Below are 16,572 nucleotides of genomic sequence, written 5' to 3' on the forward strand. Positions count from 1 at the left end.
GGCCCATCCTGCCGGACCGGTGGGCCGCCGGTCAGCCGGGCAGCGCGGGCAGCCCGATCGGGCTGCCGGCCGGGATCACGGTGTGGCAGGCCCGGGCCATCGGCTCCAGCAGCTCGCGCAGCCGGTCCGTGGCGTCCGGGCCGAGCGCCCGCCACGGGTGCTCGGCTGCCCGGTCGGTGGCCTCCTCGACCGCCTGGAAACCGGCCGTGCCGTGCTCGGTGGCCGCGCCGTCCGGGGTCAGCCAGCCCCGCTGCGCCAGCCGCTCGCGGGCGGCCCGCCACTGCTCCTCGGACCAGCCGCGGCCCAGCAGGTTCTGCGGCGACATGTCCACCGCGACCCGCCAGGCCAGCGTCTCCACTGGGTCCAGGCCGGCGGCCACCAGCGCCGCCACGTGCCCGTCTCCCCGGTGCTCGCGCAGCGTGGTGGCGGCCTGCCAGAGCCGGGCCAGCGGGTACTCCCCGGTCGGCAGCGCCGCGTTGACCGCACCGAGCACCCGGCCGGCGGTCTGCGTCGCCGAGGCCGCCCGCTCCAGGAGGTCGGCGGCCTCCGACAGGTGCGCCTCCGGCAGCTCGTAGGTCAGCTCCGCGAGGGCCTGCACCGCACCGGTCAGCCGGGCACGCAACGCCTCCTGTGGGGTGGCCAGACGCCACACCGCCGGCAGTGCCCGGCTCACCATCGGCGGTGCGAAATTGAAGAAGGCGGCGATCACCGGGGCCGCCTCGGTGGCGCCCAGCGGCGCGGCCCGGCCGGCGAAGTAACCCCGCCAGTAGCCGCGCAGCCCGACGGCCTCGTACGCCGCTCGTGCCCGGGGGTGGAAGTAGGTGACCGCGTGCACCGCCTCGAAGTGCGTCCACATCAACCGGGCGACCCGCCCGGGCTCGTCCAGCGCCGTCACGTGCACCTCCGCGTCCCGTCCGGATCTCACCCCGGGCGGCGAGCCGCCCGGGGTGACGCCGAACCTACTGCCGGTGGGTGACGGGCCGGAAGCCCCATGTGAACAAGTCCATCGCGCCCGGGCGACAACCGGGGCGATCCGGACGGGTCACTGGGCGGCGAGCACGTCCACCACGAAGCGCAGCGGGCCGGTGGGCCGGCCACCCGCAGCGGCCGCATCGTTGCCGTACCCCAGCTCACCCGGGATGTCGAGCTGCACCCGGCTGCCCACGGTCACGCCGACCAGGCCCTGGTCCCAGCCGGGGATGACCTGGCCCACGCCGATCGGGAAGGTGGCCGGCTGGCCGGCCTTCCAGGAGGAGTCGAACTCCTGACCGTCCTTGTAGAAGACGCCCACGTAGTTCGTGGTGATGGTCTGGCCCTTCTTGACCGCCGGGCCGGTGCCCTTGATCAGGGGGGTCACCGCGAGCTTCTTCAGCTCGCCCTTGCCCGCCTCGACGGTCGGCTTGCTGCCCAGCGCCGGGTCGGCGCCCGCCGGCAGCTGCGGGGCGGGAGGCGCGTCGGCGGCGTCCTGCGCCGGGGCGGATGCGGAGGCGGAGGCGGAGGCGTCAGCCTGGTTCGCGGGCTTGTCGTCGCCCCCGCCGACCAGCACGAAGACGGTGATCAGCACCGCCACCACGGCGACGCCGGCCAGTCCGCCGGCCCACGCCTGACGGCGCCGCTTCGCCTCGGCCGCCTTCTGCGCTGCCAGCTGGGCTGCCAGCCGCCGCCCCGCCTTGGTTGCCGGGCTCTGGCCCTCCGACCGGTTCTGCTGCGTGCGCTCGCTCACGTCGTCGACTCCCTGCTGCGAAGGTGTGGCCGGCACCCGGTGCCGGGGGGAAAGCCGACGCACACGGTACCCGCCTCGCGGCCCACCGTGCCCACCCCTGACGGTCCGGATCGCTCCGCGGGTGCCCGTCCGGAGCCGGCGCGACGTTTATTCCGGGACCACCATGAAGTCCGTCACGAACGATGTCACCCCGCCGTCGGCGGCGCGTCCGATCCAGGTGCCGTAGCAGCCGTCACCCCAGCCCGTGGCGACGGTGACGACGTTGGCGCCGCTGGCCTCGTCCAGCACTGCCGTGATCAGCCCCGGGACCGGCGAGGCGGGCAGTTCGGCCGGGATGAACACCGCTTCCACCTGGTCGTGGTCCCAGGCTTCCAGGGCGCTGAGCGCAGTCGGGTCGGCGAGGGTGCCGGCACCGGCGTCCACCCCGTATCCGAAGTAGTCGTCCGCGCCGAGGCTGGCGACGTCCTGGTCGCCGGCCACGGCCGGCTCCCAGCGGACCGTCGGCGCGTCCTGGATCACCAGCTCCAACGCGGCCACCCGGCGGTCCACCTCGGCGTCCTCCCGGAGCACCACGGCCACCCAGGCGCGGGCGGGATGCCGCCCCGGGGGCACGGTGACCGTGAACGGCTCGGCCTCCGGGCAGACGAGCGGGTCACACCCGACCACCTGGCCGGTCGGCAGCACGATGTCGCCCACCGGGTGGGCCTCCATCAGGTACGAGCCGTGCTGGTCGGTGAAGCGGGCGCCGGGCGTCAACAACCGGCCCAGGTCAGGGGTGTACGACATGGCGGCTCCTCCGGTGGCCAGCGGCCGGCGGAGCGTACCCGGTCCGGCTGGCGCCTCCGTCGCTGCCGTGCGGTCAGGCGGTCTTGCGGGGCGCGGTCTTCCGGGCCGCCGTCTTCTTCGCCGGCTCCGCCTTCTTCGCGGGGGTCTTCTTGGCGGCCTTCTTCGCCGGTTCGGCCGTGGCCGCGGCCGTCTTCTTCTCGGCGGTCTTCTTCGCCGCGGCCTTCTTCGCGGGCGCCTTCGCCGCCTTCTTCTCGGCCGCCTTCTTGGCCGAGCGGGCCGACGAGATGGGCGTCGGCTCGCCTCCGCCGCCACGGGCCGGCTGCTCGCCGCGGGCCGCCCGAGCCCGGTCCACCGATGCCTTAAGCGCGGCCATCAGGTCCACCGCCGCGGCCGGCGCCTCCTCGACCTCTTCCGGCTGGACGACCTCCCGACCCTCCACCTTGGCGTCGATGACCTCCTGCAACGCCGCCCGGTAGTCGTCGGTGAAGACGTCCGGCTCGAACTCGCCGGTCATCGAGTCGATCAGGGAACTGGCCATCGCCAGCTCCGGCGGGCGCACCTTGAGGTCCTCGTCGAGGAAGCCGAAATCGGCCGTCCGGATCTCGTCCGGCCAGAGCATGGTGTTGAGCAGCAGCACGCCCTCGCGGACCCGCAGCGTGGCGAGCTGCTCCCGCTGACGCAGTGCGACCTTGACGATGGCCACCCGCTCCGAGTCGAGCAGCGCGTCGCGCAGCAGCACGTACGGCTTGGTCGCCGTGCCCTCCGGCTCCAGGAAGTACGCCTTGTTGTAGAGGATCGGGTCGACCTGGTCGGCGGGGACGAACTCCAGCACGTCGATCGCGCGCGAGCTGGTCAGCGGCAGGTCGGCGAAGTCCTCGTCGGTGAGGATCACCATCTCCCCGCCGCCGATGTCGTAGCCCTTGGCGATGTCGTCGTAGGTGACCTCCTCGCCGCAGACCGAGCAGGTGCGCTTGTACCGGATCCGGCCACCGTCCTCGCGGTGCACCTGGTGGAACCGGATGTCCTTCTCCTCGGTCGCGGAGTAGAGCTTCACCCCGATCGAGACGAGCCCGAACGACACGGCTCCCTTCCAGATGGCCCGCATCCTCTGCTCCCTTCCCCGGTATCGACCATGCTCGCATCCGAAGGAACCGGACGCGAGGTGTTCCGCCTGCTACTACAGTCGGGTCGTGCCCGGCGCGCCGCTCAAGCCGATGCTCGCGATGACCGGGCCGCTCCCGGCCGGTGCCGGCTGGGCGTACGAGTTCAAGTGGGACGGGGTCCGTGCGCTGGCCGACATCTCCGCCAGCGGTCAGCACCTGTACGCCCGCTCCGGCGTGGAGATCACCGCCGCGTACCCCGAACTGGCCACCCTGTTCGAGCAGGTCGACGACGCGCTGCTCGACGGTGAGGTGGTGCTGCTCGGCGAGGGCGGGCAGCCCTCGTTCACCGCTCTCGCCGAACGGATGCACGTCCGGGACCGCAACAAGGCGGCCCGGTTGGCGGCGATCATGCCGGTCACGTACATGATCTTCGACCTGCTCCGGCTGAACGGCGACGACCTGACCGGCTGGCCGTACGAGCGCCGTCGGGAGGCCCTGGACGGGCTCGCCCTCGGCGGTGCCCGGTGGGCGGTGCCGCCGGTCTTCGCCGATGGCCCGGCCACCTACGAGGCGGCCGGCGAGCACGGCCTGGAGGGGGTGATGGCCAAGCGGGTCGGCGCCGTCTACCGCCCTGGTGTGCGCTCGCCGGACTGGGTGAAGGTCAAGCTGGAGGTGACCGGCGACTTCGTCATCGGTGGCTGGCGACCGGGCGCGCGCCGGATCGGTGGGCTGCTGGTCGGGGTGCCCGGCCCGGACGGTCGGCTGATCTACCGGGGCCGGGTGGGCGGTGGGATCGGCGCGGCCATCGAACGGCAGCTCCTCGCCGAGCTCGAACCGCTGCGCTCCGGCGTGTCACCGTTCGCGCCGGGAGTGCCGCGCGAGGATGCCCGAGGTGCCATCTGGGTAACTCCCCGGGTGGTGGTGGAGGTGAAGTACGGCCAGCGCACCCCCGACGGCCGGCTGCGCTTCCCCCGGGTGCTGCGGTTGCGTCCGGACAAGCCGCCGGAGGAGGTCGACGATGCCGGTTGAACGGTTGCGGGTGGACGTCGAGGGTCGCGCGCTGGAGCTGTCCAATCTGGACAAGGTGCTCTATCCGTCGGCCGGCTTCACCAAGGGCGAGGTGATCGACTACTACACGCGCATCTCGCCGGTGCTCCTGCCACACCTGCGCGATCGGGCGCTGACCCGGATCCGGTTCCCCAACGGGGTGGGCGGTGGCTCCTTCTTCGAGAAGAACGCCCCGGCCGCCACCCCCGACTGGGTACGGCTGGAGACGCTGCCCGCCCCCGGGTCGAGCAAGGGCCGGGAGACCATCGACTACGTGGTCGCCGACGATCTGCCCACCCTGGTCTGGTTGGCGAACCTGGCCGCGCTGGAGCTGCACACGCCGCAGTGGAAGGTCGGCGAGCACCCGGACATGATGGTGGTGGACCTGGACCCGGGGCCGCCGGCCGGGCTCGCCGAGTGCTGCCCGGTGGCGGTGCTGATGCGCGACCGGCTCGCTGCCGACGGGATCGAGTCGTACCCGAAGACCTCCGGCAAGAAGGGCATGCAGCTCTGCTGCCCGATCGCCGGCACGCAGTCGTCCGATCTTGTGTCTGACTACGCCAAGCGCATCGCGCAGGAGTTGGAGAAGGCGCACCCGAAGCTGATCGTGTCGAAGATGGCCAAGAACCTGCGCCCTGGCAAGGTCTTCATCGACTGGAGCCAGAACAACGCGGCGAAGACCACGGTGGCGCCGTACTCGCTGCGGGCCCAGGACGTGCCGTCCGCCTCCACCCCGCTGACCTGGGACGAGGTCGAGGCCGGCGCCCGCGGCCGGAAGCCGGCCGTGCGCCAGTTCACCGCCGCCGAGGTCCTGGACCGGGTCGAGGAGTACGACGACCTGCTCGCCCCGCTGCTCGAGGGCGGCCCGGAACTGCCTCTCTGAGGCGATGTCCGTTCTCGTACCGTCTTCCCCATGATCGAACGGGTGAGAGTTGCGGTCGCGGGAGTCGGTAACAACACGTCAGCGTTGGTGCAGGGGATTGCTCTCTGCCGCCAGACCGGCAGCCTGGTGGGTGTTCGCAGGGCGGTAATCGACGGCCTCGGGGTGGGCGACATCGATTTCGTCGCGGCTTTCGCCACCTCCGAGGAGAAGATTGGCAAGGACCTGACCGAGGCGATCTTCATGGCGCCCAACAACTTCCCCCGTCTCGACTGCGATCTTCCCAGGGCGGATGTGTCCGTAACCAAGGGCCTTGTCGATGCGACTGAGGTGGATCGGGTGGCAGCGGCGCTGGCCGGGGCGGAGGTGCTGCTCTATTCCGCACCGAGCGGCCGGCCGGAGACGGCCCGGGCCTACGCCGAGGCGGCCTGCAAAGCCGGTGTCGCCTTCGTCAACACCACGTCCGACGCGATAGCCCGCGACCCGATGTGGGCGGAGCGGTTCCAGGTGGCCGGTCTGCCGCTGCTCGGTGACGACCTGGCCAGCCAGTTCGGCACCTCTGTCGTGCACAACGCGTTGCTGCGGTTGCTCGAGGAACGGGGGCTCACCCTGGTGAGTTCCTATCAGGTCAATGTGGGAGGTACTGAAGACTTCCGGAACCTGGTCGAGAACTCCAATACCAAGAAGCAATCCAAGCTCAATGCGCTGTCGGCGACTGACAAGGTCGAACTGGCTCCGCTCGGATACCTGCGGCATCTGAAGTCACAGAAGGTGGCGCACCTCAACATCGAGGCGCAGGGTTGGGGTGAGACGGCGATAAGCCTTGACGTGAAGCTGAAGGTGCATGACCCGAGTGGTGCCGCCGGCGTCAACATCGATCTGATTCGCATGGCGGCGAGCGCGCTCCGAGCTGGGCGTGGTGGTTGTCTTCCCGAAGCGTCGTCGCTGCTCAAGTCCCCACCTGGCACGGCGATCTGACCCTCTGCCCGCCTGCCTCGACCGCGGCCGGCGACGCACTCGGCCTCGCCGAGGCGCCGTCCGCCGGGCCGCCGTGACGGTGGGTGTCCGGATGGTGCGGGCGGGTGCTCATCACTGAGCGCGACGGGCAGCGGTACCCCGGCCGGGCCACCCAACCCCTTTGCTCTGCTTACACGGACGCAACACGACTTGAGCTGCGGCTTCATGGCGGCTTCCGGGGGCGGCAGCGACAGCTGTGCTCGCGGAGCGTGAGTGTTGCGTATAGGTAAGCAGAGCAAAGGGTCTGGGGTGGGCGCGGCGGCCGGGGTCTGGAATCACCTTGCGTGACCGGCCCGGTGCCCACTTGTGGTGAACGCCGGGCCGGGAGGCACGCGGGGACGGGTCAGTTGGGTCCGAAGACCTCGCGGGTCGAGCCGAGTCGCAGGAGCACCGTCTCGCCGGTGGCGTCCTGGACCGCGTCGTTGTCGGTGATCGCGTACACCTGGCCGTTGCCGGCCGCGGTCAGACCCTCCAGCTTCTCCTGGGTCCAGCCGTTCGTGGCACGCAGCGCGGGCAGCACATCGACGGCGAGCGTCTTCGGCAGCACCCGCAGCGGGCCGGGTGCCGCGGCCCCGCCCGGCAGCGGCACCGTGTAGATCCGCTTGACCGTGGCGGCCGGGCCGTTCAGCTTGTCCCGCTCGATGACCGCGAGCCGGTCGCCGACCACGGTGATCTCGGAGAGGCCCATCCAGTCACCCGGCACGGTGGTGCTGCCCATCTGGTAGCCGAACCAGCTCCAGGTGTCCGCCGCGACGTCGTACCGGCCCAGCCGGACCACGCCGGTCGGGTCGGTGCTCAGCTCCCGCTGCACGGCCACCCAGACGATCTCCCGACCCTGCCGGTCGGTGGTCGCGGTGACCCCCTCCAGGCCCTGCTTGGCCAGGCCGGCGGCGACGTCCGTGGGCAGCGGAACGGTCTGCCGGGTGATCCCGGCGGCGTCGAGTCGGACCAGCTTGTTCTCCGGACCCTTGGCGCCCTCGACGGCGAGCCAGAAGCCGCCCTGCGGGCGGGCGAAGATGCCCTCCGCGTCGTACCCGACCGGCGTACCGGTCGCGTCCTTCACCGGCAGCGCGCCGGTGATCACGGCGGGCGTCCGCTTCGCGTCGATGGTGAGGATGCGGGTCTGGCTGTACGCCGCGTCGGTGACGCTGTAGAGCTGGTCCCGCTCGCCGGGTGCCGCGCTCAGGGCGCCGAGAGCACCCCAGCCGATCGGCGCGCCGGCCCGGTCGGTGCCCGAGACGATGCTCGGGAACGCCGGGCTGCCCTTGCCGAGCTGGTAGAGCGACACCGAGGCGCGGACGCCGACCGAGGCGTCGTCCTCCTCGCTGGAGACGGCGAGCAGCCCCCGCGACGGGATGGGCAGCAGCCCCTCCGGCCCGTTGGTGGCCGGCAGGACCTGCTTGAACACCGGTTTGGCGGGGTTGCCCAGGTCGTAGACGGCGACGAAGTTGCTGCGCTCGGAGCCGACGAACGCATACCGCACGCCGTCGTACTCGGCGATGGCGACGCCCTCCGGCTCGGTGCCCTTCTTCGCGGCCCGGTCCTCGTTGTGCAGCCCGTACGTGACGGCGAGCCGCTCGAAGCTGTTGCCGGCGTCCCAGGCGACCCGCCCGGTGCTGCTGTCGAAGACGGACCAGCCGCGGGTGCCGCCTCGCCAGTCACCCTCGTTGGCGGTGGCGAGGTAGCGGTCGTCGATCCAGGCCACCGCGTCCGGCTCGCGCGGCACGTCGCTGATGCTGCCGGTCAGGTTGATCGTGCCGTCCTTGACGGTGTCGATCCCGCTGATGGTCGCCGTGCCCGCGCTGAACACGCGGGTGATCCGGCCGGTGGGCAGGTCGATCAGGGCGACGCCGTTGTTCTCTTGGAGGGTCACCGCCAGCTGGTCACGGCTGTTGATGGTGACGTACTCCGGCTCCGGGTCGGTCGGCGCGGCGAGGCCGGCCTGGACCAGAGCGGGCAGCGCCTGGCCGCCGGCACCGGTCAGCGGAACGGGCCGCAGTCGCCAGTCGGCCGGGGACGCGCCGGTCAGGTCGACGATCTGCACGAAGCCGGCGGGCGCCTGCGGTAGGTCGCCCTCCTCGCCGCCGGGCGGGGTGGCCTCCTCGTCACGCTCGTTCTCGATGGCGATCGCCGCGTACCGCTGGTTCTTGCTGATCGCGATCGAGTCGGGCTGGCCGCCGAGGTCGAAGCTGGCGACCCGCTGGCGGCTGGCCAGCTCGATCACGTCCAGCCGGCCGGACGGCTCGGTGTAGCTGCTGCTGGTGTTCACCACCACCAGCACGTACTTCCCGACCACGGCGACCGAGGTGGGCTCGTCCTCGGCGTTGCCGAGCTGGGCCAGGGAGAGGGTGCCGAGGCCGCGCGGCAGGTCGGCGCGGGAGATGTCGAGGAAGCCGATCCGCCGGGCCAGCGCGTCGGTGTGGATCAGGGTGCGGCCGTCCGGGCTGACGGCCGAGATCTCGGCGACCGTCGGGGTCGCCGGGTCCTCACCGGCCGGACGGTTCTGGAAGACGGGGTACGTGGCGACCCGGTCGAAGGCGACCGGACCGCCCGGGTGGTGCCGCTCACCGGCGGTCGCCGAGGTGGCGCCGCCGATGGTGGCGACCGCGACCCCGGCCGCGGTGAGCGCCGTGATTGCTCTTCTGACTGACAAGGAGTTCCTCCGTCTGCTGGTACCCGGACGGAGGCTGGCACCCGAGAGGGAGCATCAGCTTGCGTGGACATGAACAGTCGGCGAAGTGCGCCGCAGCAGCCACCAGGCGCCCCCGATCAGGGCCGCGGTGACCACGCTGACCGCGACGTCGCCGGCCAGGGCCGCCGCCGGCGTCGCCGGGGAGTACGGCGGCACCAGGTACGCGAACGCGGCGGCGGTGACCAGACTCGCCGTGCCGGCGACGAGCACGTGCCGCTGCCCCCAACCGGCGCGGGAGGACCAGAACGCGATCAGACCCGCGGTGGCGGCGGCGAGCGCCAGCGCGATGGCCACCCCCGGCCAACCGGGTGTCAGATCGGTGCCGAAGTGAACGAGGACGACCACCAGGCCCACCAGGATCGGGCGCGGCGCCCGGCGGGCGCGTCGCGGGCGAGCGCGCCGCCAGCGGGGCAGCAGGGCCGCCGCGACGAGGGCGAGGACCACCGTGGCGGCGAAGGTCAGCTGGAGCGGACTGGCCAGGAAGCCCTTCCGCCCGCTGTCAGAGAAGATCAGCAAACTGCCGAGCAGGTAGATCACGCCGACCACGGCGAGCCCGGGCCGGCCGAGCCACGGCCGGAGCCGGCGGCCCGGCCCGAGGAACGACTCGACGACAACGATCGGCGCGCAGACGGTCAGCACGATGTGGTTGCCCACGTAGTCGAAGGCCTGGCGGACGCTGAACTCGAGTCCCGGCAGCAGCGTGGCCTCGGCGGCGGCCCGGGTGTCGGCGTACTCCGTGTCGTCCAGATAGCCCGGGTCGAACAGCGACTGGTCGACCAGGCCGGCCTGGAGCACACCGAACGCGGCGGCGAGCAGCACGATCACCGGCCATCCGGCGCCGAGATGCCGGGCGGTCTCCCGGATCAGGATGGCGGCCCCGCCGTACATCGGGCCGAGGAAGATCAGCACCGGCAGGAAGTCGTCGGGAGTGAAGCCACCCCACGAGCATTCGGCGGCCCAGGGTGCGAGCAGCAGCAACGCGACCACCGGCAGGAGCCGGCGGCGCAGCGGAAGACGGTCGACAGTGGCAGGGCGGGGCTCGGTCAGCACGGACGCTCCTCGGCGGTGCTTCGGGGTCACCCGTACCGTGCGCAAGCCACCCGGACGGCCACTACGGCCATCGGCCGACGACAGGCGCGACCAAAGTCGTTGAGTAGGGTGGTTCGAGCCGTCACCCGGGGAGCGTGGAGATGCAGCCAACCGTCATGGCCGACCTGTCGGTCCGGCCCGCCGACAACGAGCGCCCGCTGCTCAGCTACCGCGACGAGGCGACCGGCGAGCGGGTCGACCTGACCGCGCACCAGGTCGGTGCCTGGGCGGCGCGCAGCGCCAGTCTGCTGCGGGACGGCTGCGGACTCGGCCCGGGCAGCCGCGTCGCGGTGCTGCTGCCGGCGCACTGGCGTACCGCTGCGGTTTTGTTGGGCGCCTGGGCCTCCGGCCTGGCGGTGTCGTTCCGGCCCCGGGCCACCGCCGGCCTGCCGGTCCTCGAACCGGGCGGCGACCAGCCATTCGACGCGGTCTTCGTGACCCCCGAACGGCAGGACGACTGGCTGGAGGACGTGCCGGACGCCCCACACCGTTACCTCGTCGGCACCGGGCCGGGGCCGCTGGCCGACGTGCCGCTGGGCTGGCTCGACTGGTCAGCCGAGGTGCTCCGGTACCCCGACTCCACGCCCGACCACACCGCCATCCACCCGTCCGACCCGGCCAGCGCGGACGGCACGACCTACGGCCAGTGGGGTGCGCTCGCCCAGGAAATCGCCAAGATGCTGGATCTGCGCGCCGGCGACCGGCTGCTGGTCGACGCCGCCGAGCACGAGCAGCCGCTGAAGTGGCTGCTCGCCCCGCTGTCCGCTGGCGCGTCCGTGGTGATCAGCGCCAACCTCGACGCGGCAGGGCGGGACGCGGTCGTCTCCGCCGAGCAGGTCACCCGGGTCCTCTAGGGCCCGCCACGCTGTGCGCCCGGCCCAGGATCGGATGATCCCGGGCCGGGCCCGGTTCCGATTCAGTCGAACGTGGCGGCAAACATGCCCGGCTCGTAGGAACCGCCCCGCTGATGCACGATCACGGCGAGCCGGTTGGCCGCGTTGATCAGGGCGACCAGGGAGACCAGCGCGGCGATCTGGTCGTCGTCGTAGTGCTTGCGCACCTGAGCCCAGGTCTCGTCGGACACGCCCTGGTAGGCGTCGGCCAGTCGGGTGCCCTCCTCGGCGAGCGCCAGCGCGGCCTGCTCGGCCTCGGTGAAGACGGTGGACTCGCGCCAGGCGGCGACCAGGCTGAGCCGGACCGCGCTCTCACCGGCCGCTACGGCCTCCTTGATGTGCATGTCGATGCACCAGCCGCAGCCGTTGATCTGGCTGGCCCGCAGGGACACCAGCTCCTGCGTGGACTTCGGCAGCGGCGACTGCTGGATCACCATGCCGGCGTTGGCGAACCGCTTGAAGAACTTCATGGCGATCTGGTTGTCGAACATGTTGAACCGTGCGTCCATGGTTCCGTCCTTCGCTCCCGGTATTCGATCGGACGACCATGAGATGCCGGCGAGCGGAGCTCTGTGACGGCGCGGCAGGGTGACGACCGCCACGGCCGGAGTGTCACGGAACGGCCGGCTCCGGCATCTGGTGGGTTCCGAGAAGCTGTCGCACACGCCGCGGGAAACCGTCCTGAGCGATAACAGCGCTTCTCGGGTCCCTGCCGTTACACCCCACATCAGCGCTGTACGCAGGTCTTTTGCCGGTGCCACCGACGTGGTCTCATACCGGGAAGACGACGTCGTCGACCTGATCGGGGCGACTCCGCGCCGTCTCCATTCCCCCGAGAGGTGCACCGATGCACAGGAGACCTATCTTCCGACTGGCAGTCCTCACCGCCACCGCCGCGACGCTCCTGGCGTCCGGTGGCGGCTACGCCGCGGTGGCGGCACCCGCTCCCGTCTCCCCGGGTGTCGGCGCGTGTGAGCCGGGTGCCGACGAGCACAGCGTGGCCCGGGTCGCCGAGGGCGCCACCGCCCAGGAGCCGGCGCTGTACTCCAAGAACGAGGCGAACGCCTACGGGGTGATCAAGGATGCCCCGCGCCTGGCCAACGGCAGCGTCACCGTGCCGACGGTCTTCCACATGGTCTCCGACCACGCGCTCAGCGCGGCCGAGACGACCAGGTGGAACACCCTGATCGCGGCGCAGATGACGGTGCTCAACGACTCGTTCGCCGGACGTACCGCGGCGAACGCCTCCAACACGCCGTTCCGGTTCGACCTCGTCGACACGACGTGGACGGTGAACAGCGCCTGGTACACGGTCGAGCCGGGCAAGAACGAGCGGGACATGAAGAAGGCGCTGTACACCGGCGACTCCCGCACCCTCAACGTGTACGCGGCCAACATCGGCGGCGGGCTCCTCGGCTGGGCGTACTTCCCGAAGGGCTACAACAACGGCCGGGACTACATCGACGGCGTGGTGATGCTCGACGAGTCGATGCCGGGCGGCACGGCCGGGAAGTACTCCCTGGGCGACACGCTGACGCACGAGGTGGGGCACTGGCTGATGCTGGAGCACACCTTCGCCCACGGCTGCTCCGCGGCCGGCGACTTCGTCGCGGACACTCCGCGCGAGGCGGCGCCGCAGTTCGACTGCCCGCTGGGCGCGGACACCTGCACCGCACCCGGGCTGGACCCGATCCACAACTTCATGGACTACACGCAGGACTCCTGCATGAACATGTTCACCGCCGGACAGGCGGACCGGATGAGCGACGCCTGGGTGGCATTCCGGGTCGGCGGCGCCGGGTAACCAGGGAAACACGTCGGGGTCGACGGGCCGCTGGATGGCGGCTCGTCGACCCCGTTGCTTCACCCGTCCGGTGGAGCCGGCGCATTCCGCAACTTCTCACATTTTCCTGCTCATACGCTTCGCCGAAGGCACGAGCGCTGTCGGAGAGCCGGCCGCTGTCCACAACGGCGGAGGGGAAATGGCGTCGACGCGTACACGTCGCACACTTGTGGCGGCGGTGGCCGGCGGCGTGTTCGCCCTTGGTGTGATCGCACCGGGGCCGGCCGTCGCCCCGCCGCTTCCCCGCGCGGTCCAGGCGGTCGACTCTTCCAGCCCGCAAGAGCCGCGTCCCCCGCAGCTACCGGCTGATTTCCAGGGGACGGGCCGGTACATCGTGCGCGACCTCGGCGTCGACGTGCCGTTCACCTGGCAGGGCAAGGACGGCAACAGCCAGATGACCGCCGGGGGCCAGGAGCATCCGATCTGGTTCACCAACCTGATCTACGAGAACACCCTCTACACGCTCACCTACAAGTGGCCGAACATCCCGCTGTATCCGCCGCGCGCGTGCAGCAAGATCCCGGGGTTCTTCAACCGCCAGATCTTCAACGACAAGCTGAAGACCGCGCGCTTTGTGGGACCGGAGATTCTGCAAGGGGAGAAGGACCGGCACGTCGACCACTGGCGGGTCGGGGTGGTGGGGGGTTCCTCCGTGGCGGGCGAGGTGTTCCGGTTCCCGATCGCGCTCGGCGACAACTACGTCGACCAGCGGGATCCGAGCCAGTGGTGGCAGGTGTTGCAGGTCGGCTTTCAGAACCTCTTCGATCCGGAGTTGGACGAATGGTTCACGATGACGACGTTCGAGCACCGGCCTGGGGTTGTCACGCTCCCCGACCGGTGCCCACCCCCAACGTCGTGACGTCGCGGCCCTCACCCGGGCCGCGCCTTGATCGACTCCACATCGGCGATGTCGATGTCGGGGTATCAAAGTGCCACGGATACCGCGACATCCCGGAAGTGGAGTGGATCAAGAGGAGCGCTTGCAGGAGTGGTACCGCCGGCAGTACCATTTCTTTGTGTCGTCCATAGACAGGCTTGTTGAGGCGATGCGACGGCACCAGCAGAACGTCGCCTACAACGATCTCTACGGGGTGTGCGAGCACTACTTCGGGAAGCCTCGGCAAGCCGCCAGCTCCCATGCGGTGTTCAAGATGCCCTGGGCGGGCGATCCACGGGTAAATATCCAAAACGACAAGGGCAAGGCCAAGGCGTACCAGGTGCGGCAAGTGCTCAAGGCGATCGACAAGAAGGAGGCCATGTGATGCAGACTGACCCCCGTCCTGAGGTGTCCCACTACACCTACCGCGTCACCTGGTCGTCCCAGGATCGCGAGTTTGTCGCCACCTGTGCCGAGTTTCCGTCCCTCTCGTGGCTGGCCCCTTCGCAGATCGAGGCCCTGCAGGGGCTCCAGAATCTGGTGCGTGAGGTGATCGCGGACATGGAGGAGCAGGGCGAGCAGGTGCCGCAGCCGTTCGCCGAGCGCAGCTACTCAGGCAAGTTCAACCTCCGCGTCGGAGAGAGCCTGCACCGCGAACTCGCCATCCAGGCCGCCGAGGATGGGATGAGCCTCAACCAGTACGTCCTACGGAAGCTCCGCGCCGCCTGATCTGTCAGTCGCGCGAGTCGGGCTCCACCAAATCAACCCACCGCGCCCCTTGATCGACTCCGTATCGGCGATACCGGGGCATCAGAGTGCCGCGGATACCGCGACATCCCGGAGACGGAGTCGATCAAGGGCCGGTCGGCGTCAGTCGACCGTCGGCAGCTTCGGGCCGAGGACGTCGTCGGCGTCCACGATCGTGTACGCGTACCCCTGCTCGGCCAGGAAACGCTGCCGGTGTGCGGCGTACTCGGTGTCGATGGTGTCCCGGGAAACCACCGTGTAGAAGTGCGCCTGTCGGCCGTCCGCCTTCGGTCGCAGCACCCGACCGAGCCGCTGCGCCTCCTCCTGCCGGGAGCCGAACGTCCCCGACACCTGGATCGCCACCGCCGCCTCGGGCAGGTCGATGGAGAAGTTGCCGACCTTGGAGATGACCAGCGTGCGGATCTCCCCGGAGCGGAACGCGTCGAAGAGCCGTTCCCGCTCCCTGTTCGTGGTCGAGCCCTGGATGATCGGCGCGTCCAGGTATTCGCCCAGCTGGTGCAGCTGGTCGATGTAGGCGCCGATCACCAGCACCTGGTCGTCCGGGTGCCGGTCGACCAGTGCCTTCACCACGGGCAGCTTCGTGCGCGCGGTCGCCGCCATCCGGTAGCGCTCCTCGGCCTCCGCGGTCGCGTACGACATGCGCTCCGCGTCGGTCAGGGTCACCCGGACCTCGGTGCACTCGGCCGGGGCGATCCAGCCCTGCGACTCGATGTCCTTCCACGGAGCGTCGTACCGCTTCGGACCGATCAGGCTGAACACGTCACCCTCGCGGCCGTCCTCGCGGACCAGGGTGGCGGTCAGGCCGAGTCGGCGGCGGGCCTGAAGATCGGCGGTGAACCGGAAGATCGGCGCGGGCAGCAGGTGCACCTCGTCGTAGACGACCAGGCCCCAGTCGCGGGCCCCGAACAGGTCCAGGTGGGTGAACGCGCCGCCGCGCCGCGAGGTGAGCACCTGGTACGTGGCGATGGTGACCGGGCGGATCTCCTTGCGCTCGCCCGAGTACTCCCCGATCTCCTCCTCGGTCAGCGAGGTGCGGGCGATCAGCTCCCGCTTCCACTGCCGGCCGGCGACGGTGTTGGTGACCAGGATCAGCGTGGTCGCCTTCGCCTCGGCCATCGCCGCCGCGCCCACCAGGGTCTTGCCGGCGCCGCAGGGCAGCACCACCACGCCCGACCCGCCGGCCCAGAACGCCTCCACGGCCTCCCGCTGGTACGACCGCAGCGTCCACGGCTTGCTGCCGTCCTTGCCGGTCTCGGCCAGCTCGATCGGGTGCGCCTCGCCGTCGACGTAGCCGGCCAGGTCCTCCGCCGGCCAGCCCAGCTTGAGCAGGGCCTGCTTGAGTCGGCCGCGCTCGGACGGGTGCACCTGGATGGTGTCGTCGTCGATCTTGTTGCCGAGCATGCCGGCGAGCTTCTTGCTCTTGGCCACCTCGATCAGCACCAGCCGGTCCAGTGCCCGCAGCACCAGGCCGTACGCCGGGTCGTTGGCGAGCTGGAGCCGGCCGTACCGGTCCATCGTCTCGGCCACGTCCACCAGCAGCGCGTGCGGCACCGGGTAGCGCGAGTACTTGATCAGCGAGTCCACCACGCCCTCGGCGTCGTGCCCCGCGGCGCGGGCGTTCCACAGCCCGAGCGGGGTCAGCCGGTAGGTGTGCACGTGTTCGGGAGAGCGCTCCAGCTCGGCGAAGGGCGCGATCGCCATTCGACAGGCCTGCGCGTCCGGGTGGTCGATCTCCAGCAGCAGGGTCTTGTCCGACTGCACGATCAGTGGTCCACCGCTCACGCCAGGGTCCTCTCCTCCGGTTGGTCGTCCGGTCGTGGCGCCTGCTTACCCGCCGCTGGCCGACCATCCAGT

Annotated in this window: 16 protein-coding genes; 8 read left to right on the forward strand and 8 right to left on the reverse strand. The window is 70.8% G+C overall.

Translation table 11 applies throughout. From position 1 onward, the window contains the following. Nucleotides 1-31 precede the first annotated feature (31 nt). The 4 genes from BUS84_RS25510 to ku all read right to left on the reverse strand — a co-directional run bounded on the left by BUS84_RS25510 (nt 32) and on the right by ku (nt 3,614). A complete protein-coding gene (locus BUS84_RS25510; protein ID WP_074319103.1) occupies nt 32-856 on the reverse strand; it encodes an SCO6745 family protein in 825 nt (274 codons plus the stop codon). Between the two features lie 186 nt (nt 857-1,042). After that, entirely contained in the window at nt 1,043-1,759 is a 717-nt protein-coding gene (locus BUS84_RS25515; RefSeq protein WP_074316215.1) for an FKBP-type peptidyl-prolyl cis-trans isomerase, read from the reverse strand. 111 nt (nt 1,760-1,870) lie between these two features. Further along, complete coding sequence (locus tag BUS84_RS25520) at nt 1,871-2,509, reverse strand: DUF4241 domain-containing protein (protein WP_074316217.1); 639 nt, start codon at nt 2,507-2,509, stop codon at nt 1,871-1,873. Between the two features lie 73 nt (nt 2,510-2,582). Next, nucleotides 2,583-3,614, reverse strand: coding sequence for a non-homologous end joining protein Ku (gene ku, locus BUS84_RS25525; protein WP_074316219.1), 1,032 nt, complete (start codon nt 3,612-3,614; stop codon nt 2,583-2,585). Nucleotides 3,615-3,699: 85 nt separating this feature from the next. Here ku and ligD (BUS84_RS25530) point away from each other — a divergent pair, with 85 nt between their 5' ends. From ligD (BUS84_RS25530) to BUS84_RS25540, 3 genes are read left to right on the forward strand one after another with little or no spacing between them, the layout of a single operon-like run. Further along, nucleotides 3,700-4,641 (forward strand): non-homologous end-joining DNA ligase, encoded by a 942-nt coding sequence (ligD, locus tag BUS84_RS25530; RefSeq protein WP_074316221.1) that lies wholly within the window; start codon nt 3,700-3,702, stop codon nt 4,639-4,641. Further along, complete coding sequence (ligD, locus tag BUS84_RS25535) at nt 4,631-5,542, forward strand: non-homologous end-joining DNA ligase (RefSeq protein ID WP_074316223.1); 912 nt, start codon at nt 4,631-4,633, stop codon at nt 5,540-5,542. Before ligD (BUS84_RS25530) ends, ligD (BUS84_RS25535) begins: the two co-directional genes overlap by 11 nt. 30 nt (nt 5,543-5,572) lie before the next feature. Beyond that, a complete protein-coding gene (locus tag BUS84_RS25540) occupies nt 5,573-6,517 on the forward strand; it encodes an inositol-3-phosphate synthase (RefSeq protein WP_074316224.1) in 945 nt (314 codons plus the stop codon). Nucleotides 6,518-6,899: 382 nt separating this feature from the next. Here BUS84_RS25540 and BUS84_RS25545 read toward each other — a convergent pair whose 3' ends face one another. Further along, entirely contained in the window at nt 6,900-9,209 is a 2,310-nt protein-coding gene (locus BUS84_RS25545) for an esterase-like activity of phytase family protein (protein ID WP_074316226.1), read from the reverse strand. A 54-nt stretch (nt 9,210-9,263) separates the two neighbouring features. After that, a complete protein-coding gene (locus tag BUS84_RS25550) occupies nt 9,264-10,298 on the reverse strand; it encodes a hypothetical protein (protein WP_084757591.1) in 1,035 nt (344 codons plus the stop codon). Between the two features lie 140 nt (nt 10,299-10,438). Between BUS84_RS25550 and BUS84_RS25555 the strand changes: the two genes are divergently transcribed. Then, the gene (locus BUS84_RS25555) at nt 10,439-11,191 is read left to right on the forward strand and encodes a TIGR03089 family protein (RefSeq protein WP_074319105.1); all 753 of its coding nucleotides are present in this window, start codon (nt 10,439-10,441) and stop codon (nt 11,189-11,191) included. A gap of 62 nt (nt 11,192-11,253) precedes the next feature. Here BUS84_RS25555 and BUS84_RS25560 read toward each other — a convergent pair whose 3' ends face one another. Further along, on the reverse strand, nt 11,254-11,739 hold the full coding sequence (locus tag BUS84_RS25560) for a carboxymuconolactone decarboxylase family protein (RefSeq protein ID WP_074316228.1): 486 nt from the start codon (nt 11,737-11,739) through the stop codon (nt 11,254-11,256). A gap of 338 nt (nt 11,740-12,077) precedes the next feature. Here BUS84_RS25560 and BUS84_RS25565 point away from each other — a divergent pair, with 338 nt between their 5' ends. The 4 genes from BUS84_RS25565 (at nt 12,078) to BUS84_RS25580 (ending at nt 14,679) form a co-directional block, all read left to right on the forward strand. Continuing rightward, on the forward strand, nt 12,078-13,034 hold the full coding sequence (locus BUS84_RS25565) for a zinc metalloprotease (protein WP_074316229.1): 957 nt from the start codon (nt 12,078-12,080) through the stop codon (nt 13,032-13,034). Nucleotides 13,035-13,251: 217 nt separating this feature from the next. Continuing rightward, nucleotides 13,252-13,932 carry a hypothetical protein gene (locus BUS84_RS25570; protein ID WP_143728508.1) on the forward strand — a complete coding sequence of 227 codons (681 nt, stop codon included), beginning with the start codon at nt 13,252-13,254 and terminating at the stop codon, nt 13,930-13,932. A gap of 103 nt (nt 13,933-14,035) precedes the next feature. Further along, complete coding sequence (locus BUS84_RS25575; RefSeq protein WP_244298727.1) at nt 14,036-14,335, forward strand: toxin HicA; 300 nt, start codon at nt 14,036-14,038, stop codon at nt 14,333-14,335. Beyond that, on the forward strand, nt 14,335-14,679 hold the full coding sequence (locus BUS84_RS25580) for a type II toxin-antitoxin system HicB family antitoxin (RefSeq protein WP_074319107.1): 345 nt from the start codon (nt 14,335-14,337) through the stop codon (nt 14,677-14,679). Before BUS84_RS25575 ends, BUS84_RS25580 begins: the two co-directional genes overlap by 1 nt. A 141-nt stretch (nt 14,680-14,820) precedes the next feature. Here BUS84_RS25580 and BUS84_RS25585 read toward each other — a convergent pair whose 3' ends face one another. Continuing rightward, nucleotides 14,821-16,500: a DNA repair helicase XPB gene (locus BUS84_RS25585; protein WP_074316232.1), complete on the reverse strand. Its 1,680-nt coding sequence runs from the start codon at nt 16,498-16,500 to the stop codon at nt 14,821-14,823. Nucleotides 16,501-16,572 lie beyond the last annotated feature (72 nt).

Origin of the sequence: Micromonospora cremea, assembly GCF_900143515.1 — a bacterium.
GTDB lineage: Bacteria > Actinomycetota > Actinomycetes > Mycobacteriales > Micromonosporaceae > Micromonospora > Micromonospora cremea.